The sequence below is a fragment of the Gemmiger qucibialis genome (genome assembly GCF_027689445.1).
Classification (GTDB): Bacteria; Bacillota; Clostridia; order Oscillospirales; family Ruminococcaceae; genus Gemmiger; species Gemmiger qucibialis.
Window position 1 is genome coordinate 313,428 of the sequence record NZ_JAQFEN010000001.1, and the last position, 24,539, is coordinate 337,966.

General features: G+C 57.0%; 18 protein-coding genes. 10 read left to right on the forward strand and 8 right to left on the reverse strand.

Translation table 11 applies throughout. The features are described 5' to 3' along the window. Window positions 1–145: 145 nt before the first annotated feature. From PG062_RS01425 to glmS, 3 genes are all read right to left on the reverse strand, one after another. Complete coding sequence (locus tag PG062_RS01425; RefSeq protein ID WP_270750740.1) at window positions 146–775, reverse strand: sugar transferase; 630 nt, start codon at window positions 773–775, stop codon at window positions 146–148. Between the two features lie 55 nt (window positions 776–830). Then, the gene (locus PG062_RS01430) at window positions 831–2,861 is read right to left on the reverse strand and encodes a polysaccharide biosynthesis protein (protein ID WP_270750742.1); all 2,031 of its coding nucleotides are present in this window, start codon (window positions 2,859–2,861) and stop codon (window positions 831–833) included. A gap of 693 nt (window positions 2,862–3,554) precedes the next feature. Further along, window positions 3,555–5,396, reverse strand: a complete 1,842-nt coding sequence (gene glmS, locus PG062_RS01435; protein WP_270750743.1) for a glutamine--fructose-6-phosphate transaminase (isomerizing) — start codon at window positions 5,394–5,396, stop codon at window positions 3,555–3,557. Between the two features lie 1,360 nt (window positions 5,397–6,756). On the opposite strand from glmS, the gene PG062_RS01440 reads away from it, so the two are divergent. Both PG062_RS01440 and PG062_RS01445 read left to right on the forward strand, forming a co-directional pair. Then, on the forward strand, window positions 6,757–8,301 hold the full coding sequence (locus tag PG062_RS01440) for a DUF1538 domain-containing protein (protein ID WP_408611379.1): 1,545 nt from the start codon (window positions 6,757–6,759) through the stop codon (window positions 8,299–8,301). 15 nt (window positions 8,302–8,316) lie between these two features. Next, window positions 8,317–9,021: a P-II family nitrogen regulator gene (locus PG062_RS01445; protein ID WP_114000951.1), complete on the forward strand. Its 705-nt coding sequence runs from the start codon at window positions 8,317–8,319 to the stop codon at window positions 9,019–9,021. Window positions 9,022–9,760: 739 nt separating this feature from the next. Here the strand turns inward: PG062_RS01445 and PG062_RS01450 are convergent. The 3 genes from PG062_RS01450 to PG062_RS01460 are packed head-to-tail and all read right to left on the reverse strand — an operon-like array spanning window position 9,761 to window position 12,145. Continuing rightward, window positions 9,761–10,333 (reverse strand): ATP-binding cassette domain-containing protein, encoded by a 573-nt coding sequence (locus tag PG062_RS01450; protein WP_270750745.1) that lies wholly within the window; start codon window positions 10,331–10,333, stop codon window positions 9,761–9,763. Then, window positions 10,330–11,079 (reverse strand): ABC transporter permease, encoded by a 750-nt coding sequence (locus PG062_RS01455; RefSeq protein ID WP_270750746.1) that lies wholly within the window; start codon window positions 11,077–11,079, stop codon window positions 10,330–10,332. The genes PG062_RS01450 and PG062_RS01455 overlap by 4 nt, the downstream gene beginning before the upstream one ends. Window positions 11,080–11,101: 22 nt before the next feature. After that, window positions 11,102–12,145: an ABC transporter substrate-binding protein gene (locus PG062_RS01460; protein WP_270750747.1), complete on the reverse strand. Its 1,044-nt coding sequence runs from the start codon at window positions 12,143–12,145 to the stop codon at window positions 11,102–11,104. A gap of 210 nt (window positions 12,146–12,355) precedes the next feature. Here PG062_RS01460 and PG062_RS01465 point away from each other — a divergent pair, with 210 nt between their 5' ends. The 3 genes from PG062_RS01465 to PG062_RS01475 all read left to right on the forward strand — a co-directional run bounded on the left by PG062_RS01465 (window position 12,356) and on the right by PG062_RS01475 (window position 14,587). Beyond that, window positions 12,356–13,042, forward strand: a complete 687-nt coding sequence (locus tag PG062_RS01465; protein WP_270750748.1) for a Crp/Fnr family transcriptional regulator — start codon at window positions 12,356–12,358, stop codon at window positions 13,040–13,042. A 278-nt stretch (window positions 13,043–13,320) separates the two neighbouring features. Beyond that, window positions 13,321–13,713 (forward strand): hypothetical protein, encoded by a 393-nt coding sequence (locus tag PG062_RS01470; RefSeq protein ID WP_270750749.1) that lies wholly within the window; start codon window positions 13,321–13,323, stop codon window positions 13,711–13,713. Between the two features lie 301 nt (window positions 13,714–14,014). Continuing rightward, on the forward strand, window positions 14,015–14,587 hold the full coding sequence (locus PG062_RS01475; protein WP_270750750.1) for a flavin reductase family protein: 573 nt from the start codon (window positions 14,015–14,017) through the stop codon (window positions 14,585–14,587). A gap of 767 nt (window positions 14,588–15,354) precedes the next feature. Here the strand turns inward: PG062_RS01475 and clpB are convergent. After that, a complete protein-coding gene (gene clpB / locus PG062_RS01480) occupies window positions 15,355–17,964 on the reverse strand; it encodes an ATP-dependent chaperone ClpB (protein ID WP_270750751.1) in 2,610 nt (869 codons plus the stop codon). Window positions 17,965–18,301: 337 nt separating this feature from the next. On the opposite strand from clpB, the gene PG062_RS01485 reads away from it, so the two are divergent. From PG062_RS01485 to PG062_RS01500, 4 genes are all read left to right on the forward strand, one after another. After that, window positions 18,302–18,961 carry a response regulator transcription factor gene (locus PG062_RS01485; RefSeq protein ID WP_114001029.1) on the forward strand — a complete coding sequence of 220 codons (660 nt, stop codon included), beginning with the start codon at window positions 18,302–18,304 and terminating at the stop codon, window positions 18,959–18,961. 219 nt (window positions 18,962–19,180) lie between these two features. Further along, entirely contained in the window at window positions 19,181–20,578 is a 1,398-nt protein-coding gene (locus PG062_RS01490) for a sensor histidine kinase (protein WP_270750752.1), read from the forward strand. Window positions 20,579–20,589: 11 nt separating this feature from the next. Next, window positions 20,590–21,303 carry a hypothetical protein gene (locus PG062_RS01495; protein WP_270750753.1) on the forward strand — a complete coding sequence of 238 codons (714 nt, stop codon included), beginning with the start codon at window positions 20,590–20,592 and terminating at the stop codon, window positions 21,301–21,303. Between the two features lie 14 nt (window positions 21,304–21,317). Beyond that, window positions 21,318–22,655 (forward strand): SMP-30/gluconolactonase/LRE family protein, encoded by a 1,338-nt coding sequence (locus tag PG062_RS01500; RefSeq protein ID WP_270750754.1) that lies wholly within the window; start codon window positions 21,318–21,320, stop codon window positions 22,653–22,655. Between the two features lie 79 nt (window positions 22,656–22,734). Here the strand turns inward: PG062_RS01500 and PG062_RS01505 are convergent, their stop codons facing one another. After that, on the reverse strand, window positions 22,735–23,040 hold the full coding sequence (locus PG062_RS01505) for a hypothetical protein (protein WP_270750756.1): 306 nt from the start codon (window positions 23,038–23,040) through the stop codon (window positions 22,735–22,737). A gap of 186 nt (window positions 23,041–23,226) precedes the next feature. Between PG062_RS01505 and PG062_RS01510 the strand changes: the two genes are divergently transcribed. After that, window positions 23,227–24,519: an O-acetylhomoserine aminocarboxypropyltransferase/cysteine synthase family protein gene (locus tag PG062_RS01510; RefSeq protein WP_114001229.1), complete on the forward strand. Its 1,293-nt coding sequence runs from the start codon at window positions 23,227–23,229 to the stop codon at window positions 24,517–24,519. The last annotated feature ends 20 nt before the right edge of the window (window positions 24,520–24,539 follow it).

A 24,539-nucleotide genomic window follows, 5' to 3' on the forward strand; every position in this document is an offset into this window, starting at 1 on the left:
ACAATGTATATTTTACACAATCAGGTTGACTTTTGCAACATATTTCAACGAAAAACTCAATATTTTCTTGGTTAATTTGGATTTTTTAGCAAAATATGTTGGTTTTGCAGTGGTTTTCCATTTGGTCAAATTGCCAAAGCGGGGATTATTTCTGCTTTTTTTGGCTGTTTTGGGCCTGCTGCATGGTGCCGGTGCCGCCTTCTACCACGCCGCGGCGCTGGAACACATAAGTAATGCTATGCAAAAAGATTTTTGCATCGTTCAGGAAAGTGATGTCAGCGGCATACTCACCGTCATAGCGGGCTTTCACATCAATCGGCAGCTCATCGCGGCCATTGATCTGGGCCAGACCGGTCAGACCGGGGCGGATGTCATTGGCATGCACGGCATCGCGCGCGGCGATCAGGTCATACTGATTATACAGCGCCGGGCGCGGGCCGATGATGGACATCTGCCCTGCCACAATGTTATAGATCTGCGGCAGCTCATCCAGGCTGGTGCGGCGCAGGAACGCCCCACTTTTGGTGATATAGCTGTCTGCGTTTTTCAGCAGGTGGGTGGGCACATCGTGGGGGGTATCCCCACGCATGGTGCGGAACTTTAAGATATTAAAGCATTTTTTGCCGCGGCCAACCCGGCGCTGCTTAAAGAACACCGGTCCCGGCGAATCTTTTTTGATCCACAGGGCAATAATTCCCATTGGGATCGCCAGCACCACACAGGCTGCCAGCGACAAAATCAGGTCAAGCAAACGCTTGATGCAGGATTCATACATAAGTCAAGCCTCCTTGGGGAAGGTTTTGCGCCCGCAGGCCCCGGCCAGGCCGCCGTCACTGGGCGTTCTGCTGGGTGGAATGCTGTTCGTCCAGCGCCTTTTGCAGCTCTTCCTTATCAATGGTTTCAGTGTTGCCATGGGCGGCACTTACGGTGTGGTCCTCGTTCACCACGCGGTTGGGGTGATAAGTGCCCACCATGCGCTGCAGGCTGAGCACCACGCCCTCGTCATTATGCTCCGCATCGTGACGCAGGTTCTGCAGCTCCTCATAGAATGCCGCCAGGTCAATCTGCATGGGCGGAGCAATAAAGATTTTATCGTGGGCGGTTTTGGTCATGCGGTCCTGCTCGGAATCCAGCATCAGCTCCTCGTACAGCTTTTCGCCGGGGCGCAGGCCCGTTACCTTGATTTCCATGTTTACGTTCGGCTCATAACCATAGAACCGGATCAGCCGGGTGGCCAGGTCCATGATTTTGACCGGCTCACCCATATCCAGCACATAGATGCTGCCGCTCTGGGCCAGACCGCCGGCCTGCAGCACCAGCTGGGCAGCTTCCGGGATCGTCATAAAGTAGCGCACGATGTCCGGGTGGGTGATGGTAACGGGGCCGCCGTTCTTGATCTGCTCTTCAAACAGCGGGATCACGCTGCCATGGCTGCCCAACACATTGCCAAAGCGCACGGCCATGCACTTCATGGAAGTGTTCTTAGCAAAGGTCTGGATCAGCATTTCGCAGATGCGTTTGGTGCAGCCCATAACATTGGTAGGATTGACCGCCTTATCAGTCGAAAGCTGCACAAAGCGCTCCACCCCATGCTCCGCCGCGCTGGTCAGCAGGTTTTTAGTGCCGAACACGTTGTTTTTAACGGCTTCCGCCGGGCTTACTTCCATCAGCGGCACATGCTTGTGGGCAGCTGCATGGAACACAACGGATGGATGATAGGTTTCAAACACTTCATCCAGACGCTTGATATCGCGGATGGAGCCGATCAGCGTGACAACGTTGATATCTGCACCGTATTTATTGCGCAGCTCCATTTCCAGCTCGTAGGCGCAATTTTCGTAAATATCGAAAATCAACAGCTGGCGCGGGCGGTAACGCATGATCTGGCGGCACAGCTCACTGCCGATGGAGCCGCCGCCGCCCGTGACCAGAACCACCTTGTCGTGCAGGTATTCCGAGATCTGGGCGCTGTTCAGCTGCACTTCATCGCGGGAAAGAAAGTCCGAGGTGTTCAGTTCACGCAGACCGGCCACCACCGGCTTGCCGTTGGCATCCACCGCCTGCGGGTCAGACAACATCCGCACGCGGCAATGGGTGGAGTTGCACAAGTTGATCACTTCGTTCAGGCGCTCGCCTTTCAGCGTGGTGATGGCGATGATGATCTCCACAATATGGTACTTGCGCACCAATTCCGGGATATCCGAAATGGTGCCGCGCACCGGCACGCCCTGCACGCGCAGGCCTTTTTTGGTCAGGTCGTCATCCACGATCACGACCGGGTTGCCAAAGCTGGAGTTTTTGCTTTTGCACAGGTTGACCGCCCAGGCACCGGCGTTGCCAGCGCCGACGATCAGCAGCGGGGTTGCATCCCGCGGGGCGGCGTTGCTTTTTTGTTTGGCGCGGTTATCCTTGCGCAGGCGGGTGGCGGTGCGCACAAAGCGCCACAAAAAGCGCACGCCCGCAACGGCCGCCGTGTTGAACACTGCGCCCAGAATCAGCACCGTACCGCTGATGGGGCGGGTGCGGAAGATCAGATCAAACAGCAGGATAAAACCCGTTGCCAGACCGGATAGACAGGTCAGGCGGGCAAGGTCCCGCATGCCGGCATACTCCCACATGATCTCATACAGGCCGCCAAACCAGAACACGACCATATAAATAACCAGCACATACGGCAGCATGGGAGCCATGGCACGGATCACTTCGGCCCGCAGCACCGCGGCGGGCACAATGGAATCCTCACCGTCAAACCGCAGCAGAATTGCCAGATAATAACAAAACACAATCAGCCCGCAGTCCAGCAGCATTAACAAAATGCGGCGCGGCAAGCCGTTGATGAGTTGCCTGTTTTCCTGTTTCATTGCACTATCTTCCTGTTTCTTCAATAATGTCGCAGCCGGCTGTCCCCTGCACAGCTGCCGCGCAGCGCCTGCGCCGCCCGCGGCCGTTCCTTCCAAAACCAAGGCGCAGCGGGCATTTTTCTATTTTCTCAAATCTTGTTTGATTTGTGGCAATACCGCATAATTCTAAGTGCCGATACGGCGAGCGAGGTGCGGCAGCTGCTAAGCCAAAAGCGCAGATAATACTGGATGCTGCAAAGGTGAGCGCCGCCAGTGGCGGATGCAGCGAACCGAAGCAGGGGCAGCGGTCGCAGAGTGCGAGGGGCTTTTGCCCCCGAAGCACGATGCGGGTACCGCAACCCGACATTATCGAGCATTTTGGCAACGCAGATGCCGTGCCGCAGGCGCCGGAGCGGTGCTTAAGCCGTAAGGCGGGAATTGTGCGGTATTGCCTTGTGTTCTATGGCTTATAACTTGATAATCAAAGTAAAAAGTAAAAGTGATTATCAGAACATCTTGCAGCATTATAGGCAAAGCAAGTTATTCTACCACATTTTCGCCACTCCGGGCAACTGTATTTGCATAATTTCTGTTATTATAACACAAATTTACTCCGTTTGTCCTGCTTCCGGCAGGGCAAACGGAGTAAAAAGTGCACAAAATGCAGCGCTTATTTTTGTCAGGCCAGCAGCATTGCTTCAGCTGACGCAAGATTTATTCAACCGTAACGCTCTTGGCAAGGTTGCGGGGTTTATCCACATCCAGGCCTTTGGCGCAGCTGACATAGTATGCCAGCAGCTGCAGCGGCACCACCGAAAGGCTGGTGGCAAAGTGCGGGTCTGTTTTGGGCACATATACGGTAAAGTTGGCGGTATCTTCAATGCTGTAGTTGCCGTAAGTGGTCAGGCCCATGATATAAGCGCCGCGGCTCTTGGCTTCCACCAGGTTAGATACCATCTTCTCGTACAGGTCCGGCTGGGTCAGCACCCCCACCACCAACATGTTCTTCTCGATCAGGGAGATCGGGCCGTGCTTCATCTCGCCCGCAGCGAAAGCCTCCGAGTGGATATAGCTGATTTCCTTGAACTTCAGGCTGCCTTCCAGCGCCACGGCGTAATCCAGCCCGCGGCCGATGAAGAAAGCGTCCTTTGCGGAAGCATACTTAGAAGCAAACCACTGGATGCGCTCGTTATCCGTCAGCGTCTTGGCGATCTTATCCGGCAGGATCTGCAGCTCGGCCACCAGCTCGGCGTATTTTTCTTCCTCAATCTTGCCACGCACACGGGCAAACTCAACAGCCAGCAGGTAGCAGGCCGCCAGTTGGGTGCTGTATGCCTTGGTGGTGGCAACGGCAATTTCCGGCCCGGCCCAGGTGTACAGGGTTGCATCGGCCTCACGCGCAATGGAAGAGCCCACCACGTTCACAATGCCGATGGTGCGCACGCCGCGCTCCTTACATTCGCGCAGGGCAGCCAGGGTATCGGCGGTTTCGCCGCTCTGGCTGATAATGACCGCCATGGAATCCGGCTCCAGCACAGGGTCACGGTAGCGGAACTCGCTGGCCACATCCACTTCCACCGGCAGGCGGGCCAGGCTTTCAAACACATAGCGTGCCGCAACGCCCACATGGTAGGCAGAGCCGCAGCCAATGATATAGATGCGGCGCACATTTTTGATGGCTTCTTCATCCAGGCCCAGCTCGCTCAGATCAATGCGGCCATCCTTGATGCGGGGGCTGAGGGTATCCCGCACAGCGGTGGGCTGTTCGTGGATCTCCTTCATCATAAAGTGCTCGTAACCGCCTTTTTCGGCGGCTTCGGCGTCCCACTCGATGGTGCTGGCTTCTTTTTCAACCGGTTCTTTATCAATGTTGAAAAACTCAATGCTGTCCGGGGTCAGGCGGGCGATTTCCAGATTATCAATGTAATACACCGTGCGGGTATATTTCAGCAGAGCCGGAACGTCCGATGCGATCAGGCTGCCGTTTTCGGCCTTGCCGACAATCAACGGGCTGTCTTTCCGCACTGCGTATACCACGCCGGGCTGGTCTGCAAACAGGATGCCCAGCGCATAAGAACCACGCACATGCATCATCATGCGGGTGATGGCATCCAGGCTGTCCCCCGCTGAAACGCCGGTGTAGTAATAGTCCAGCAGCTGGGCCACTACCTCGGTATCCGTCTGGGATGCAAAAGTAAAGCCCTTGTTGATCAGGCGGGTTTTCAGTTCCTGGTAATTTTCAATAATGCCGTTATGAACAACCGCAATTTTCTGGTCGCGGCTGTAATGCGGGTGTGCGTTCACCACGCTGGGTTCGCCGTGGGTTGCCCAGCGGGTATGCCCGATGCCGCAGCAGCCCTGCACGGCTTTGCCTTCATCGGTCATTTCGCTCAGCACGCGCAGGCGTCCCTTGGCCTTGACCACTTCAATTTTGCCGGCGGCGTTCTGCACAGCAAGGCCGGCAGAATCATACCCGCGGTATTCCAGCTTAGAAAGCCCATCCAGCAGGATCGGTGCAGCCTGTGCGCTGCCGGTAAAGCCTACAATTCCACACATATATTTGGCCCCCTTGGTTAATGGATTGGGTGTATTTCATGTTATTTTACGTTCGGTTTGTTTTTAGGCAATACCGCATAATTCTAAGTGCCGATACGGCGAGCGAGGTGCGGCAGCTGCTAAGCCAAAAGCGCAGATAATACTGGATGCTGCAAAGGTGAGCGCCGCCAGTGGCGGATGCAGCGAACCGAAGCAGGGGCAGCGGTCGCAGAGTGCGAGGGGCTTTTGCCCCCGAAGCACGATGCGGGTACCGCAACCCGACATTATCGAGCATTTTGGCAACGCAGATGCCGTGCCGCAGCTGCCGGAGCGGTGCTTAAGCCGCAAGGCGGGAATTGTGTGGTGTTGCCTTTAATTTGTAAACGGCTCGGTATTTTTGTTGCAGCCCGGCCAACATGAGGTAGGCGAACAATATTTATTAAGTATATGCTATTTGCCGCAATAAGTCTACCCCCTACATAACAATATGACAAAGATTGTGCATGAATTTTGTGGGATATGTATACAAAGGAGGGACATAGCAGGATGTTTCAGCGACGTATGGGGCGGCATAGCCTGCTAGTGGTGGGGCAGGGTTGCGGGCTCCAACCATTCGCCGCCTGCTCGGCGGCGGAAGGACAGAGGGACAGCCTCGCTCGGCGCTCCGGCTGTTTTTTGCATCGCGCTTTGCGCGATTGCGCGGCATAGCCTGCTCGTGGTGGGGCAGGGTTGCGGGCTCCAACCATTCGCCGCCTGTTCGGCGGCGTGAGGGCAGAGGAACAGCCTCGCTCAGCGCTCCGGCTGTTTTTTGCATCGCGCTTCGCGCGATTGCGCGGCATAGCCTGCTGGGGGTAAGGCAGGGTTGCGGGCTCCAACCATTCGCCGCCTGTTCGGCGGCGTGAGGGCAGAGGAACAGCCTCGCTCGGCGCTCCGGCTGTTTTTTGCATCGCGCTTCGCGCGATTGCGCGGCATAGCCGCGCAGGCAAAAAAAACGGCAGCCGTCAAGGGCAACGGCTGCCGGGCGCCATGCTCCCTTTCCGGTTTCTTACACCATAAGACTCCCTGCGGGAAGTATTTGCGCAAGAAATATCATACCATGGTTTTGCCCGTTACGCAAGTATAAAAAGCAAGGATAGGCCCGATCGGCGCCCATTTCCCCTTTTTCCTGAATATTCTTAAGTTTTCATGCAGTATTTTCGTCGTTTGTTAAGGCAATACCGCATAATTCCCGCCTTACGGCTTAAGCACCGCTCCGGCCACTGTTGTGTGCCCTGCAGCGTGAAATTCACAAAAAATTCAGACAGCATCTCTTCCTTATTGCCCCAATAATATGTTACACTATTATCATATTAAGATTGAGTTAAGATTGGAGGCTATCCGTGTGCTACGTTCCCGCTTACAATTACGGGAAAAGCTGAAAGAAAAGCTGGTGGAAGCACTGCAGGCTGTTTTGCCTATTGTTGCTATCGTGCTGGTTCTCAGTTTTTTCATCGCACCCCTATCCCCCAGTGTGCTGCTGTGTTTTCTGCTTGGGGCGGTCATGATTATTTTTGGCATGATGTTCTTTACCCTTGGCGCCGAGATGAGCATGACCCCCATGGGCGAACGGGTTGGTTCCGCCATGACCAAAAGCCGCAGCTTGCCCAAAATGATTGTGATCGGCTTTATTCTCGGTTTCATCATTACCATATCGGAGCCGGATTTACAGGTACTGGCCAACCAGGTGCCGTCGGTGCCCAATCTGGTGTTGATCCTTTCGGTTGCCGCCGGTGTGGGGGCTTTCCTTGTTATCGCGCTGCTGCGTATGCTGTTCAGTATGGCGCTGCCGCCGCTGCTGGTAACACTGTACGCCATTGTATTTGTGCTGGCCGCCTTTGTTCCCAAAGATTTCCTTGCTGTGGCGTTTGACTCTGGCGGTGTGACCACCGGGCCCATGACGGTACCGTTCATCATGGCGCTCGGCGTGGGCATTTCCGCAATCCGCAGTGACCGCCACGCCGCGGATGACTCCTTTGGCCTGGTTGCCCTGTGTTCCATCGGTCCCATCCTGGCCGTGCTGATTTTGGGCATCGCCTACAGCCCCGGCGAAAGCAGCTACACCGCCGCGCTCCTGCCGGATATTCAGGACTCGGTGGAGCTGTGGGACCTCTTCATGGTGGGGCTGCCCGCTTATTTTAAAGAGATCGCGCTTTCACTTTTGCCCATCATGGTCTTTTTTGGCGTTTATCAGTTTGCCGTCCTGCACATGAGCCGCAAAGCGCTGGGCAAAATTCTGGTCGGCCTGTTTTATACTTATATCGGGCTGGTTCTGTTTTTGACCGGTGCTAATGTGGGCTTTATGCCTGCCGGCAACTATCTGGGCCAGGTTTTGGCTGCCCTGCCCTACCGCTGGGTACTGATCCCCCTTGGTATGCTGATTGGCTATTTCATCGTCAAGGCCGAGCCCGCCGTGTATGTGCTGAACAAGCAGGTGGAGGAAGTGACCGATGGTTCCATTTCCGCCAAGGCAATGGGGACCAGCCTTTCCATCGGCGTAGCCCTCTCCGTTGGGTTGGCCATGCTGCGGGTGCTGACCGGCATTTCCATCTTGTGGATGCTGATACCGGGTTACGGCATCGCCATCGGGCTTTCTTTCTTCGTTCCCAAAATTTTTACCGCCATCGCGTTTGACTCCGGCGGCGTGGCTTCCGGCCCCATGACGGCAACGTTTCTTCTGCCGCTGGCCCAGGGTGCCTGCCTGGCTGTGGGCGGCAACATTGTAACGGATGCGTTTGGCGTGGTGGCCATGGTTGCCATGACCCCGCTGATTACTATCCAGATTCTTGGCATGACTTACCAGCTCAAGCAGCGCCATGCTTCCCGCACGCAGCAGGCTTATGTGGATTCCTTTGCCAGCCTGCCCGAAGACGCTATTATTGAGCTGTAACGGAGGGATGTTTGAATGAGCCAGCTTTCCTGGATGATTACCATTACTGACCGCAAAAAAGCGCCGGACTTTGTGGCGCTGTACCAGCAACAGAACATACATGTAAGCCTGACCACTGTTGGAGCCGGAACCGCCGTGAGCGAAACGCTGAACTATCTTGGGCTGGAGCGCACCGAAAAAGCCGTAATTTTTACCACCGTTACCGATTCCCGCTGGAAAGCGGTAAAGCGGCAGTTGGAGCACACGATGAACATTGATGTGCCCGGCACCGGCATTGCGTTTACCATCCCTGTCAGCAGCATTGGCGGCAAGCGTGCGCTGCAATTTTTGACCGAAGACCAGGATTTCCAGATTGGGGAGGAAACCACCTTGAAAGATACCAAGTACGAGCTGTTGATTGTGATTGCCAACCAGGGATACAGCGGCCTGATTATGGATGCGGCCCGCAGCGAAAACGCGGGCGGCGGAACCGTCATCCACGCCAAGGGTACCGGGATGGAACGTGCCGAGCAGTTTTTGGGCGTTTCTCTCGCTGCCGAAAAGGAGATGGTGCTGATTGTGATCAAGCGCGAGGATAAGAACCGCATCATGCGCGCCATCATGGATCAGGCGGGCACCGCCAGCAAGGCACGGTCGGTCATCCTTTCCCTGCCCGTCACCTCCACCGCCGGCCTGCGCCTGTTGGAAGACGAAGAGCCAGAAGCGGGGATTGAGGAATAAACAAAGTCTTTTGTAATAAGTCTCTTTTGCCCTATTATTACGGTGTTGCCCTAACTTTTTATAATCCATCATTAAACGAACGGCATGTTCCCTTGTACACCAGCTGTGATGCAGGAGGAACATGCCGTTTGTATTGTGTTTTTAAATTGCAGATTTTTTAGGAAAAATTGCTTATTTGTGGAAAGTGCTATTTTGTGGGGCTGTGCCGGATATTTTGCTTTGAAGTATAGTACAAGGCAGCGGGCGGGTGCCGAATTTATGCCCATTACCAAATTGGAGTCAGCTCCACATCACGGGGATTTTGCAGGAATGTGTATGCTTTACCACACACATCAAAAGCGCGGTAGGGCAAGATGCCCTCATCCCGCCGAAAGCCTTGCCCTATTGCACATGTAACATTCATGATATACACTGCCCCATTTGTAGGGGGCGGCGTTCCCTGTCAAGCCCGGATGGACGCAGAAAAATATTGCGCATTTGTTGGCAATTACGTGGTAGGGCGGCCATCTCCGGCCCAAAAGCCGCCTGCGGCGGTTGGCCTCCGAAACGCGCCTGACCTCTGGCCGCCGGATAGGCTTTGCCATAAATCCCGTTGAGCCATATATGACAAGGTCCCGGAACGGTCAAGACCGTTCCCTACAGAACATTGCATAATTGGGAATAACCATTAAAACCTTATGTAGGGCGGGATGCCCTCATCCCGCCGAGGAAGCGGCCCTCTTATTGCTCAATAAGCCTTTTATTTTCCAACTGTTTCCAGCCGAACCACCGGCCACCCCAGCAGATCGGCGGCGTGTTCGTCGTGGGTCACCAGCACGGTATCCCGCCTGGCGGCCAGCCGCACCACCGCGGCAGCGGCGTGGCTGACCAGCTCCGGGTCCATGCCGGTAAAGGGTTCGTCCAGCAGCAGGGTCTGCACGGGCTGGCACAGCAGCGCCCGCAGCAGCGCCGTGCGCCGCTGCTGCCCGCCGGAAAGCCGTGCCACTGGCAGGGCCAGTTCCGCCTGCGTAAAGCCGAGGGTCTGCAATTCCGCTTGTGCCTGCGCTGGGTTCACCCCGCCCACCAGGCAGATATTGCCCACCGCAGTCAGCTGGGGGCAAAGGCGGCTTTCCTGAAAGACCGCACCAATATTTCCCACGCCCTGCACGGTGCCGGAATCCGGTGTTTCCAGCCCCATCAGGATACGTAGCAGGGTGGTTTTTCCGCAGCCGGAGGGTCCCATCAGCACCAGCGGACCGTTTACCGTCAGGTTCAGATCCCGCAAAACCGGAATACTGCCAAAGGCTTTGTTCAGGTGTTTTACCTTGATCATCCTTCCACCTCCCCGCAAAGGGCACGCTTGGCGCGGCGTAGCGCCCAGGCCGCCAACGTGCTGAGCGTGGCCGACAGCAGCACGATCACCAGCGTCCAGGCGAACACTTCCGGCGTGGAAATGGTAATCTTAGCGCGGTAAAGCGCATCGCCCACGCTGTGGTCCGGCAAACCGATGACTTCCGCCGAAACGCCGCTTTTCCAGCACATGCCCATGGCGGCAATGCAGCTTTCGCAGAAGGACGGGAATATCCCCGGCAGCCAGATATACCGCAGCCGCTTGCCCAGCGGCAGGCGATAGACCTTTGCCATTTCCAGCAGGGCCGGGTCCGTATCGGCAATGCCGCCCACCGTACCCGCATAAACAACCGGCAGCACATGGGTAAAGCTGACAATGACCGAAAGGTTTTTTCCGCTGACCCACAGCAGCGCCAGAATGACAAAGCTCGCCACTGGCATGGCGCGGATCAACTGCATAACCGGCCCCACCAGGGTGCCGAACCACCGCCACCGGGCCCCGCAGGCCCCCAGCAGCAGTCCCACTGTGACCGCCAGCACAAAGCCCGTTAAAATGCGCAGCGCGCTGAACCCAACCCTGTGCCAGAAATCCGCCGTGGGCAGCAGCCGCCACAAGGTCTGCACCGTTTGCAGGGGGGTGGCCAAAAATAAGCCGTTATGACCAATGCAAACGGCAAGACCCTGCCACACCGCCACCCAAAAAGCGACAGCAAGCAGGGTTTGCCACATTGGTGTTTTGTTGTTGCGCGCCTTAGCCGGCATAGTAGAAGTCATCTGCCGGGAGCTGGCCGCCCACGCTGGTGGGGTCAGCTGCGTACAGAACATTGAAGTAGGTTTCCAGGTCCGTCTTCATCTCGTCGCCGGTCTCAAACACAATGTTGCAGTTGGGCAGGGCTTTCTGGGCCAGGGCAGCCTTGGCTACAATGCCGTACTGCTCGCACAGGGCAGCAGTGTTTTCCAGGTCAGTGTTGGCAGCTTCCACGCTGGCTTTGTAGCCGTCCATAAAGGCGGCAAAGCGGGCGGGGTCAGCTTCCACAGCATCCTTGCGGGCGACCAGAACGCCGGTTACCAGCTTGGAGCCGGCAATTTTTTCCCACTCTTCGTTCATATCCAGGGCAACGCGCAGGCCTTCGACCTGAGCCAGTGCGCTGGTCACAAAGGGCTGGGGCAGCATGGCGATCGTGCTGGTGCCGGCCTGCAGCTGAGCCAGAGCCTCGGTTGCTTCGCTGTAGAAATCAAGGGTCACCTCGTTATCCGGGTCAACACCATTTTCAGTCAGGATGTAGCGCAGAACATATTCCGGGGTGGTACCCTTGCCGGTGGTCACGATGGTCTTGCCCTTCAGGTCCTCCACGCTGTTCACAGTCTCGCCGTTTTCCACAACGTACAGCACGCCCAGGGTGTTGATGCAGGCAACCTCAATGGCGCCGTTGGTTTTCTGGTACAGGGTTGCGGCCAGGTTAGCGGGCACAGCGGCTGCGTCCAGCTCGCCCTTTACCAGCTGCGGCACGATTTCATCGGCCTTGCCGTACATTTCAAAGTCATAATCAGTGGCATCTTCGCCTGCCATCAGGTTCACAAGGCCCATGGTGGTGGGGCCTTTCAGGCCGGCAACGCGCAGGGCACCGTCAGCAGTTTCAGCGCTGGCAGTCTCTTCGGCCGGGGCTTCGGTAACAGCTGGGGCCGGGGTGGCGGTTGCTTCAGCGGCAGCTTCACTGGTAGCCGTTGCACCGCAGGCGGCCAGCGAAACACACAGGGCCGCCGCTGCAACAGCAGACATCAACTTTTTGAACATAGTATATCCTCCTGATTCCATACAGCACCATGCCGGGCACGGTGCTCTTCCCTCTTGCCTGCCATTTCGGCAGTACAAAAGCGCCCGGTATCGCCGGGCGCACTTGCTTTTGCGGTGTTACTATACTATAATTAAATCATCTTGTCGGTTGCCGTGGCAACAAACTGCTGCGGCACACCTGCCATCCCAAAAACAGAAAGGCTGCACCGCATGGATCTGCACCCGTATTACCCGCTATTGGCCCGCACGCCGCTGCTGCGCGGCATGCGTCCGGACGAACTGGACACCCTGCTGGACTGCTTTGCCCCCCGTGTGCGGCGCTATGCGCGGGACGAAATTTTGCTGCTGACCGGGTACGAAACGCGGGAGGTCGGCATTTTGCTGGAAGGTAGCATTACCGCCGTAAAAAGCACGCCGGACGGGGCCAGCGTTGCCATTACCCACATGAGGCCGGGCGGCTTGTTCGGGGATGTGCTTTCCGGTTCCAGCCAAAAGAGTCCTGTTACGGTCATGGCCACCACCAGCTGCCTTGCCCTGTACCTGCCATACCAGAAGATCATCCGCCCCTGCGCCAAGCTGCACAGCGCCCATTTGCAGCTGATGCAAAACCTTGTGTTGACCATCAGCGATAAGTATTTTGCGCTGGACCGCCGGGTGGAGCTGCTGATCTGCAAAAGCCTGCGCGCCCGCATCAGCCTGTGGCTGCTGGACGAAGCCCACCGCGCCGGGAGCGATACCTTTACCACCCCGCTGACCCGCGCCGGGCTGGCCGAATACCTGAACTGTGACCGCAGCGCCCTGAGCCGGGAGCTGAGCCGCATGCAGCATGACGGCCTGATTGAAACATGGCGCAGCAGCTTTAAGCTGCTGGACAAAGACCGGCTGAAAAATGTCTGACCGCCACAAGCTAGAATGGAGATTCTTATGCCCACCCCACTGCCAAATTCCGCCGGCATGGACGCCCTGGTGGAAGAATTATTAAGGCAACACCGCACAATTCCCGCCTTGCGGCTTAAGCACCGCTCCGGCGGCTGCGGCACGGCATCTGCGCTGCCAAAATGCTCGATAAGACATCCAGTATTATCTGCGCTTTTGGCTTAGCAGCTGCCGCACCTCGCTCGCCGTATCGGCACTTAGAATTATGCGGTATTGCCTTAACCAAAGACGTTTATATTGTGGATTACCTGCCCCGCACGGTGCCAAAAAACAGCGGCGGGCAGTATTTTGATGTGGAATACCATCTGCTGAACAGCCCGCATCACACCGCGTTAAAAGACAAATTTTCCAGCGTAATTTTCAAGCTGATGTGCTATTACCGCGTCTGCATCCCGTGGGACGGCGGCTGGGTCGACCAGCCAAATCCGGAGCTGATCGACCACATCATTGCCGAAATTATGGACTGCCATTCCGGCACGCTGACCTGCCTGTTCCCGGATGAGCTGGCTCTGCTGGTGTTTGATTGGGACTGCCTGAACCTGAGCATCTACCACCCCAGCGCCGAAATGCAGCAGCTGCTTGCACCGATTGCGGCTTCTGAAGGGCTGTTTTTCCGCGCGGCGGAAACGTAATGCCGGTAATACCTGTTATTCGTGTGCTAACCGCCGCACTTTTACCCCGTTAAGACCGTAGGGGCGCACCGTCCGATATAGGATATATCTTAGGCAATACCGCATAATTCTAAGTGTCGATACGGCGAGCGAGGTGCGGCAGATGCCAAGCCAAAAGCGCAGATAATACTGGATGTCTTATCGAGCATTTTGGCAACGCAGATGCCGTGCCGCAGCTGCCGGAGCGGTGCTTAAGCCGCAAGGCGGGAATTGTGCGGTGTTGCCCTTATAAAAATGTAATGATAAAGCAAGGAGATACACTATGAGCCGTCAAGTATGGAAAGGTTCCACCCTTTTGAACCCTGAACCGCCGGTGCTGGTAAGCTGTGGCCCTGCTGGGGCACCCAACCTGATCACGGTTGGCTGGTGCGGCACCATCTGCACCCAGCCCAGCATGGTTTCCATCAGTGTGCGGCCGGAACGGTACAGCCACCATTTGATCAAAGAAAGCGGCGAGTTTGTCATCAACCTGCCGACAGAAAGCCTGGTACGCGCGGTGGACTGGTGCGGCGTAAAAAGCGGCCGCGATGTGGATAAATTTTCCGCCATGCACCTGACCCCCTCCCCCGCCGCCAAAGTTGGCACCGTGCTGGTAGAAGAAAGCCCCGTCAATCTGGAGTGCAAAGTGACCCAGGTAATCCCCTTAGGCAGCCACGACCTGTTTTTGGCTGAAGTCGTTGCCGTGGATGTGGACGAGCGCCTGTTGGATGAAAGCGGCAAGCTCTGCCTGAACAAGGCAAATTTGATCGTATATTCCCACGGGGATTATCTGGCATTGGGCCGCAAATTGGGGTCGTTTGGGTATAGTGTTAGGAAAAAGCCGCGGAAAAAGTAAATCATTGGTTTTATGCAGCTTCACAGATGGTTTGCAAGCACAACACAAACCAACAAGGTTTCTCCGCGGCGGGATGAGGGTATCCCGCCCTACAGAACATGTAATCCGTTCATTGCACATTATATAACGCTCTGTAGGGAACGGTCTTGACCGTTCCGAAACCGTACAGGACACAGCATTTCACAGCACAGAATTCCAAAGGCGATACCGCATAATTCTAAGTGCCGATACGGCGAGCGAGGTGTGGCAGATGCTAAGCCAAAAGCGCAGATAATACTGGATGTCTTATCGAGCATTTTGGCAACGCAGATGCCGTGCCGCAGCCGCCGGAGCGGTGCTTAAGCCGTAAGGCGGGAATTGTGCGGTATTGCCCAAAAATATTTTCAAAACAAATATCCCCTGCAGACGCAGAATCACTTCCGCATCCGCAGGGGATATTGTTTTAGGGCAATACCGCATAATTCTAAGTGCCGATACGGCGAGCGAGGTGCGGCAGATGCTAAGCCAAAAGCACAGATAATACTGGATGCTGCAAAGGTGAGCGCCGCCAGTGGCGGAAACAGCGAACCGAAGCAGGGGCAGCGGTCGCAGAGTGCGAGGGGCTTTTGCCCCCGAAGCACGATGCGGGTACCGCAACCCGACATTATCGAGCATTTTGGCAACGCAGATGCCGTGCCGCAGCCGCCGGAGCGGTGCTTAAGCCGCAAGGCGGGAATTGTGCGGTGTTGCCTTAGGTTATTTGTACAGCATTGCTGAACGCTTTGCGCTTAGCGCAGGACCAGTTTGCCGTTTTCGGCGTCCACGGTCAGGGTATCGCCGGGCACATGGTTGCCGCCGATGATCTCTTTTGCGATCATGGTTTCCACGTTGGCCTGGATATACCGCTTCAGCGGGCGGGCACCATAGATGGGGTCATAGCCGTCATCCACAATCACGCTCTTGGCTGCATCGGTCACAACCAGCTTCAGCTGCTTGTCAGCCAGGCGGCTGCGCAGGTCAGCCAACATCAGATCCACAATGCCGCCAATCTCATCCTTGGTCAGGCTCTTGTAGTAGACAATATCGTCCAGACGGTTCAGGAACTCCGGGCGGAACTGGCGCTTGAGCAGCAGGTCGATCTTGTCACGCGCTTCGGCGGACAGTTCGTTCTTGCCGTTGGCACGGTTCTTTTCCAGGTCTTCCAGAATGATGTCAGAGCCAAGGTTGGAGGTCAGGATGATGATGGTGTTCTTAAAGTCCACGGTACGGCCCTGGCTGTCGGTAATACGGCCATCGTCAAGGACTTGCAGCAGAATGTTGAACACATCCGGGTGGGCTTTTTCCACCTCATCAAACAGCACAACGCTGTAGGGATGGCGGCGCACAGCCTCGGTCAGCTGACCACCCTCCTCATAACCCACATATCCCGGAGGCGCACCGATCAGACGAGACACACTGAATTTCTCCATGTATTCCGTCATATCGATACGGACCATGTTCTTTTCATCGTCAAACAGGGCCTGGGCCAGCGCTTTGGCCAGCTCGGTCTTGCCAACGCCCGTGGGGCCAAGGAACAAAAAGCTGCCAATGGGGCGGTTCGGGTTTGCAATGCCGGCACGGGAGCGCAGGATAGCGTCCGAAACCTTCTGCACGGCTTCGTCCTGGCCGATCACGCGCTGATGCAGCACTTCGGGCAGGCGGAGCAGCTTTTCGCGCTCGCCCTCCACCAGCTTCTCCACAGGGATGCCGGTCCAGCGGGCCACAATGCGGCTGATCTCTTCGGCCGTCACGCGGTCACGCAGCAGGCTTTGCTCCTTCTTGTCGGCAGCAATCTTTTCTTCGGCTTCCAGCTGGCGCTGCAGGTCGGGCAGTTTGCCGTATTGCAGCTGACCAGCCTTGGCGTAATCGCCGTTGCGGGTCGCCTTTTCAATTTCGGCCTTGGTGGTTTCTACCTCGGCGCGCAGGCTCTGCACCTTATTGATGGCGTTCTTCTCGTTCTCCCACTGAGCTTTCTTGGAATTGAAGGAATCGCGCAGTTCGGCCATTTCTTTTTCGATGGCGGCAAGGCGCTGCTTGGACATTTCATCGGTTTCTTTCTGCAAAGAAGCCTGCTCGATCTGCAGCTGGGTGATCTTATGGTTCAGGTCATCCAGCTCTGCGGGCATGGAGTCCAGCTCGGTCTTGACCATTGCGCAGGCTTCATCCACCAGGTCGATGGCTTTATCCGGCAGGAAACGGTCGGTAATATAACGGTTAGACAGCGTTGCTGCTGCAATCAAAGCGCCATCCTGAATTTTAACGCCATGGTACACCTCATAGCGCTCTTTCAGGCCACGCAGGATGGAGATGGTATCCTCCACCGTGGGCTCCTGCACCATAACGGGCTGGAAACGGCGTTCCAGAGCGGGGTCTTTCTCGATATACTGGCGGTACTCGTCCAAGGTGGTGGCGCCAATGCAGTGCAGCTCACCGCGGGCCAGCATCGGCTTTAAGATGTTGCCGGCATCCATTGCGCCGTCGGTTTTACCGGCGCCCACAATGGTGTGCAGCTCATCAATGAACAGGATGATCTTGCCTTCGCTCTTTTTAACTTCGTTCAGAACGCTCTTCAAACGTTCCTCAAACTCGCCGCGGTACTTAGCACCGGCGACCAGAGCACCCATATCCAGGCTGAACACGGTGCGTTCTTTCAGGTTTTCGGGCACATCGCCGCGCACGATACGCTGGGCAAGGCCCTCAGCGATAGCCGTTTTACCAACGCCAGCTTCACCGATCAGCACAGGGTTGTTCTTGCGCTTACGGGACAGGATGCGGATAACATTGCGGATCTCGGAATCACGGCCAATGACGGGGTCCAGCTTGTTGGCACGGGCGGCTTCCACCAGATCCTGGCCATATTTTTTCAGGGCGTCATAGGTGGATTCGGGGTTATCAGTGGTCACGCGCTGGTTGCCGCGCACGGCGGACAACACCTGCATGAACTTTTCCGGTGTGATGCCAAACTGCTTGAACAGCTCGCCAGCCACGCGGCCGGGGCGCTGCAGCATGCCCATAAAGACATGCTCCACGCTGATATATTCATCCTTCATCTGCTGGGCCTGCTTTTCAGCGGCGGTCAGGGCCTGGTCCAGCTCATTGGAGATATAGACTTTATCGGGGTCACGGCCGGAACCCGTCACATGCGGCAGCTGGGAAACTTTTTCCGCTGCGGCAGCTTCAAAGGTACCGGGGTCAACGTTCATCTTGGTCAGCAGCTGGGGGATCAGGCCGTCCTGCTGCTGGGTCAGGGCCACCAGCATGTGCTCCTGTTCCAACGCCTGGTTGGAATATTCAATTGCCAAACGCTGGGCAGCCTGCAGGGCTTCCATCGTTTTTTGGGTAAATTGGTTGGTATTCATATCGCAAACCTCCTTTATCGGCAACGATAATGGTTTTCTATCTATTAGCAGCGAACCGGTTCAAGTGCTGCTTCGTGCCCGGCGGCTTGATATCCTTGCAGGTTCAAGGGCGTTATGCGGAAGCATTATCTTTATTAGCACTCTATCTGTTCGACTGCTAATATTGTAACACATAGCCAACCGTTGTCAATAGGGTAAATTGAAAAAGATTTATGAACTGTCAAAAAGTTTCCTGCTTTTTCGGGCGTTTTCCATCTTGCAAGATTTTGGATACAAGTATACAGTAGAATTAGAAAGTGAAGAAGCACAAAAAGCCAAAACGACAAAGGATCCGCCCATGAAACCTATTTTGATTGTGGATGACGAAGCGCCCATCCGTGCGCTGATCCGCCTGACGCTGGAGCGCGCGGGCTACACCTGTGACGAAGCTGCCACCGGCACCGAGGCCGCCGATAAAATTGAAGCAAACACCTATGATCTGGCCCTGCTGGACATTATGCTGCCCGGCCCCGATGGGTACGAGCTGCTGGACTACCTGCGCAGCGTGCAGACCCCGGTGATTTTTTTGACCGCCAAAACCGCGGTGGCGGACCGTGTGCGTGGGCTGCACCTGGGCGCGGATGATTACATTACCAAGCCGTTCGAGCCCACCGAGCTTGTGGCACGGGTGGAAGCGGTGCTGCGCCGCTGTGGTAAAGCCCAGGGTACTCTTGCTGCTTTTGATGTAGTGCTGGACCCGGCTGCCCGCCGGGTAACGCGCAGCGGCACCCCGCTGCACCTGACCCCGCGGGAATTTGACCTGCTGGAAGTATTGCTGCGCAACCGCGGCATTGTGCTGTACCGCGAAGTGCTCTATGAGCGCGTGTGGGGGCTGGATGCCGAGTATGACAGCCGCACGCTGGATCTGCACATCCAGCGGCTGCGCAAAAAGCTGGGCTGGAAGAACGAGATCCGCACCGTATTCCGTGTGGGCTATGTGCTGGAGCGCGGGGAATGAGCGCCGCTTTGCCTATCCTTTTATATAAGGCAACACCGCACAATTCCCGCCTTACGGCTTAAGCACCGCTCCGGCAGCTGCGGCACGGCATCTGCGTTGCCAAAATACTCGATAAGACATCCAGTATTATCTGCGCTTTTGGCTTAGCATCTGCCGCACCTCGCTCGCCGTATCGGCACTTAGAATTATGCGGTATTGCCATAAAACAGGAGTTTTGCCATGAAGTTTGCCCACAAGCTGACCCTTGCCCTGCTGGTGGTGCTGGCAGTTGTGCTTTCGCTGTGCAACACGGTGCTGATCGGGCAGCAGTTCCGGCAGGAGCTGCACACCGCGCAGGAAACGTTATCTGCAGACTGGCAGCGGGAAAGCCGCGCCATGCAGCGCACCTTGGTCACACCCGGCAGCGGCAGCCTGGCCGCACGGGTGGGCAGCTATTTGCAGGCCATCACCGAGCAGAACAGCCTTGCCTGCGCCGCTTACAGTGTGGATGGAACCTCCCTGTATTATGCCCTGCCCACCGTGGTTCCCTTATCCGAAGTGGAAGCCCTGCTTGCCCAGGATGGCGAGCCGCGCATGGTGCTGGCGAACAACCATACCCTGCTGTGCGCCGGAACGGTCGTTCTGCCGGAACGCTGCATCACCTTGGTCATTGCGCAGGATGCCGCCCCCGTGTGGCAGGCGCGGCAGGCCCGCACCCGAAACGCACTGATCGTAGAACTTTTGGCTATGGTGCTGGCCGGGGGCCTGGTTCTGCTGCTCTGCCGCCGCATGACCCGCCCGCTGGAGCAGCTGGAGCAGGCCAGCCGCCAGATTGCCGCCGGGGCCTACAGCCAGCGCACGGCCATCCATGGCAGTGACGAAATTGCCAGTTTAAGCCGCAGCTTTGACGAGATGGCCCAGGCGGTGGAGGGCACCGTGCAGACCTTGCAGCAGAACGCCCGCCAGAAAGATGATTTTGTGGCCGCGTTTACCCACGAGCTGAAAACCCCGATGACGAGCATCCTCGGCTTTGCCGATATCCTGCGCAGCGGCGAGGTGAGCCCCGCCACCCGCCGCACCGCTGCTGATTATATCTACCACGAAAGCAAGCGGTTGGAAGCGTTGAGCGGGAACCTGTTGGCTTTGATGGGGCTGGAACAACAGCCCCCGCAGCTGGAAGCCGTACCCCTGGGCCGTGTGCTGCAAAGCCTGCGCCGCGCCCTGCCCCAGGGCAGCCCGGTGCCCACCCTACCCCGCAGTGACGCCGTGGTGCTGGCCCAGCCGGAACTGTTGTGCGATATGCTGTACAACCTGATCCAGAATGCCCGCAAAGCCACCCCGGCGGATGGCAAAGTGGAAGTGCTGCTGGACGAAGCACCCACCCGGCTGACCATCCGCGTACAGGATACCGGCTGCGGCATTCCGCCGCAGGAACTGGCCCGCATTACCGAGCCGTTTTATATGGTAGATAAATCCCGTGCACGGGAGCAGGGCGGCAGCGGCATGGGGCTTGCCCTGTGCGCCAGAATTGCCGCCTTGCACGGCACAACGCTGCAATTTACAAGTGTGCCCAGCCAGGGAACCACGGTCAGCTTCTGCCTGCAAAAAGCGGGCAGCCAACCGGAGGTGGAGCCATGAGGGAAAGGAAAATGTTTTTTCCGCCTGCACTGCGGTTGGCTGCTGTGGCTATTGCACTTTCTGCAGCGGCTTTGGCCCTGCCGCTGCCGGTTTTTGCCGTGCTGGACCGTGCCGCCGGGCACAGCATTGCGGTGCAGCAGGATGCTGAAGCGTTAAGCCCCGCCGGGCGCAGCTGTGCTGCCGCACGGGAGCTTTACTGCTGGCGTATGACCTGGCAAAATACATCCCGCACCATGGTGGAGCCTGATTCAACTCCAGCCAGCACTGCCCCCACCCTTGCCGCGGTGCAGCAGCTGCAGGCGGCCGGGGTACTGCCTGCCAGCATGGCGGATGTGCTTCTTTCCGCCATGCAGCAAACAGACAGTTGTACTACCTACACTGACGATACCGGCCAGAGCGAATATGCTTTTACATCCGATGAGAACCATGTCACCCTCATCCTGACAGCCAGCGGCCTGCCCGTTGGGTTTACGGTGGAGCAGTGCAGCTTTGCGGATTCCGCGCTGGATGAAATAGCGGATGCTTACGCCGCATTTTTAGGCGGGGATGCGATCACCGATTGGGAAACGCTGCCCCTGCAGCTGCACGAGCCCTGCGCGGTACGCTACAGCGTCAGTGCCCAGCTTTACCTTTGCGTGGCCCGCAGCGGGCAAGGGCTGCGGGTGTCGGCAGCATCGCTCTCCCCGCAGGATGCCGCCGCTTACCGCGGGGATGTTACGCCATAAAGGAGGTCTGCCCCATGAAAAAGACGTTCAACCAGACCATGCCGTGCGCTGTGCGCCTGGCTGCACTGCTGCTTGTGCCCGCCGTTTGTGTTGCCTTTTCCGGCTGCAGCGCTGTGCCGGGCTCTTCCGGCAGTTCTGCGGCGGAGCCGTCCCCCTCCCCTGCCGCCGCGGAACCGGCAGCGAAACCTGATCTGCCCAGCCTGCGTCCGCTGTACCAGGGGGATGAAAACGGATATTATACCTTCATGACTGCCGCTTCGGGTGATTACCAGCAGGTGCTCTATGCGGACTACCAGACCGGTACCCAGGCCCCGGCCTGCCATATTACCGGCTGCACGCATGACAGCCCAAGCTGCCCGGCCTGCTTTTTTACCGGCGTGCCCGTCACGCTGCCCTGCCCGGTTGGGGACGGTACTTATCTTTCCTTTGTCTATGGATATGATTCCGACGGCATGTCCATCGTGCGGCTGAATCAGGATTACGGCGTGGAACAGGTACTGTACCACTGCAATTACATTTCAAGTTTCTATTGCTGCACGGACGGTTCTTCCCTCTGGTTTTCCACCTGCCCCAGCGGGGACAGCTATGACCGCATCAAACGCCTCGATCTGTCCACCGGCGGCATCACCACCCTGTTTGATGCCGGGGATACCAGCGGGCAATCCGCCAACATCATCGGCTGCACCGGGCGGCAGCTGGTGGTTTCGGTATCTCCTTATTATGACAGCAGCGAACCACAGACTTCCTGCCTGTATCTAGTAGATGCCGACACCGGCGCGGCAGAACTGCTGCGGGAATACCTGATCACCAACGCTTCCGCCGGGCGCACCACTCATATAAGCACCGCTGTGCTGGACGATACTTTATATGAATATGACTACACCACCGGCGAGCTGACCGCCACCGGGCTGGCTGACCGGCAGACCCGCACCGTAACCGATGCCCTGCCGCCTGACCCATATGAGGGGCGTGGTGCGTTTGATGTGACAATTACCCGCATCCTGAACGGCCAGCTGGTTGTGGAGTACTATTCCAACGACTGGACGGACGACAACGCCGAAACAAAAACACCCGTCTACCTGGTTGACCTTGCCGCCGGCACCGTAGCGGAAAAGCCCGCCCTGCCGCCGCTGAACTGGAACGGGTACGACCACACCAGCACCACCATCCTGGCCCAGCTGCAAGACCGGCTGCTGGTGCTCTGCCGTGCGGAGCCATACACCCGCACCACAACCGGAACGGACGGCGCGCCCTACACGATTCAATCCTCCCACCGCTATTTTGGGCTGATCTCGTATGCCGATTACCTGACCGGCACCCCGAATTATACCGAGGTTGGGATGCTGGATTAAGCCGGGTATTTTGTTCCAAATTCTGCGCTTTTATTCTGCAAGAAAGCCGATGCTAAGGCAACACCGCACAATTCCCGCCTTACGGCTTAAGCACCGCTTCGGCGGCTGCGGCACGGCATCTGCGTTGCCAAAATGCTCGATAATGTCGGGTTGCGGTACCCGCATCGTGCTTCGGTTCGCTGTTTCCGCCACTGGCGGCGCTCACCTTTGCAGCATCCAGTATTATCTGCGCTTTTGGCTTAGCATCTGCGGCACCTCGCTCGCCGTATCGGCACTTAGAATTATGCGGTGTTGCCCTAAATTTCTGCAACGCCTCCAGCCATTTGTAGGGGACGATGCTTGCATCGTCCCGCTGGATGGGCCTTGTTGCATTGCTTGCTTTCAAAAAAACAATCTCCCCCACACACCATGCATTTTCCCAAACGTCCCCGCCGCCTGCCGCAAATCAGGCGGCATTTTTGTGTTCCTTTCCTGTTTTATGGCAACTATCCCCCGCCGCCCTTGATTTTACCCACCAAAACCTTTACAATAAGATTAAATATTACCGCTTTTGCGGAAAGGAAGTAAGATCATGGATCAGTCCAGCAAATACAGCATCAATACCCTGTGCGTACAGGGCGGCTATACCCCCGGCAACGGCGAACCCCGCCAGATTCCCATTGTGCAGAGCACCACTTTCAAATATGATAGCTCCGACGATATGGGCAAGCTGTTTGACCTGCAGGCCAGCGGTTATTTTTATTCCCGCCTGCAAAACCCCACCTGCGATACCGTCGCCGCCAAGATTACCGAACTGGAGGGCGGCACCGCCGGTATGCTGACCGGTTCCGGCCAGGCAGCCAACTTCTTTGCCCTGTTCAACATCTGCAACGCGGGCGACCACATCGTTTCTTCCAGCTCCATTTACGGCGGCACCTTCAACCTGATCTCCGTCACCATGGCAAAGATGGGCATTACCGCCACCTTTGTCTCGCCTGACTGTACCGAGGAAGAGCTGAACGCCGCGTTCCAGCCCAACACCAAGGCTGTCTTTGGCGAAACCATTGCCAACCCCGCCCTGACGGTGCTGGATATTGAAAAGTTTGCCAATGCAGCCCACGCCCACGGTGTGCCGCTGATTGTGGATAACACCTTTGCCACCCCCGTCAACTGCCGCCCCATTGAATGGGGTGCCGATATCGTGACCCATTCCACCACCAAGTACATGGACGGCCACGGCGCAACCCTGGGCGGTGCCATTGTGGACGGCGGCAAGTTCGACTGGATGGCTCATGCCGATAAGTTCCCCGGCTTGTGCACCCCTGATGACAGCTACCACGGTATCACCTATGCCGAGCACTTTGGCAAGGAGGGCGCTTTCATCACCAAGGCAACCGCACAGCTGATGCGTGACTTTGGCTGCGTGCAGAGCCCCATCAACGCCTACATGCTCAACCTTGGCCTGGAAAGCCTGCATGTGCGCATGGCCCGCCATTGCGAGAACGGCCAGGCTGTGGCAGAGTTTTTGGCCAGCCACCCGAAGATTGCCTATGTGAACTACTGCGGCCTGCCGGGCGATAAGTACCATGCTGTTGCCGAAAAGTACCTACCCAATGGTTCCTGCGGCGTTGTCAGCTTTGGCGTAAAGGGCGGGCGCGAAGCCGCCGCTGCCTTTATGGGCCACCTGAAGATTGCCGCCATTGAGACCCATGTGGCCGATGCCCGCACCTGCTGCCTGCACCCCGCCAGCTCCACCCACCGCCAGATGAACGACGAGCAACTGATTGCCGCCGGTGTTCAGCCCGACCTGGTGCGCATGAGCTGCGGTCTGGAAGATAAGAACGACCTGATCCACGATATTGCCCAGGCACTTGACCAGATCTGACCGTTAAGGAGTTTACTGTT

Excerpts from the sequence above, each read along its gene's own strand:
- PG062_RS01485 (WP_114001029.1), top strand. The coding sequence starts at position 18,302 with ATGAAACCTATTTTGATTGTGGATGACGAAGCGCCCATCCGTGCGCTG.
- PG062_RS01455 (WP_270750746.1), bottom strand. The coding sequence starts at position 11,079 with ATGTGGCAAACCCTGCTTGCTGTCGCTTTTTGGGTGGCGGTGTGGCAG.
- PG062_RS01475 (WP_270750750.1), top strand. The coding sequence starts at position 14,015 with ATGAGCCGTCAAGTATGGAAAGGTTCCACCCTTTTGAACCCTGAACCG.
- PG062_RS01495 (WP_270750753.1), top strand. The coding sequence starts at position 20,590 with ATGTTTTTTCCGCCTGCACTGCGGTTGGCTGCTGTGGCTATTGCACTT.
- PG062_RS01460 (WP_270750747.1), bottom strand. The coding sequence starts at position 12,145 with ATGTTCAAAAAGTTGATGTCTGCTGTTGCAGCGGCGGCCCTGTGTGTT.
- clpB (WP_270750751.1), bottom strand. The coding sequence starts at position 17,964 with ATGAATACCAACCAATTTACCCAAAAAACGATGGAAGCCCTGCAGGCT.
- PG062_RS01510 (WP_114001229.1), top strand. The coding sequence starts at position 23,227 with ATGGATCAGTCCAGCAAATACAGCATCAATACCCTGTGCGTACAGGGC.
- glmS (WP_270750743.1), bottom strand. The coding sequence starts at position 5,396 with ATGTGTGGAATTGTAGGCTTTACCGGCAGCGCACAGGCTGCACCGATC.
- PG062_RS01430 (WP_270750742.1), bottom strand. The coding sequence starts at position 2,861 with ATGAAACAGGAAAACAGGCAACTCATCAACGGCTTGCCGCGCCGCATT.
- PG062_RS01450 (WP_270750745.1), bottom strand. The coding sequence starts at position 10,333 with ATGATCAAGGTAAAACACCTGAACAAAGCCTTTGGCAGTATTCCGGTT.
- PG062_RS01465 (WP_270750748.1), top strand. The coding sequence starts at position 12,356 with ATGGATCTGCACCCGTATTACCCGCTATTGGCCCGCACGCCGCTGCTG.
- PG062_RS01445 (WP_114000951.1), top strand. The coding sequence starts at position 8,317 with ATGAGCCAGCTTTCCTGGATGATTACCATTACTGACCGCAAAAAAGCG.
- PG062_RS01490 (WP_270750752.1), top strand. The coding sequence starts at position 19,181 with ATGAAGTTTGCCCACAAGCTGACCCTTGCCCTGCTGGTGGTGCTGGCA.
- PG062_RS01425 (WP_270750740.1), bottom strand. The coding sequence starts at position 775 with ATGTATGAATCCTGCATCAAGCGTTTGCTTGACCTGATTTTGTCGCTG.
- PG062_RS01500 (WP_270750754.1), top strand. The coding sequence starts at position 21,318 with ATGAAAAAGACGTTCAACCAGACCATGCCGTGCGCTGTGCGCCTGGCT.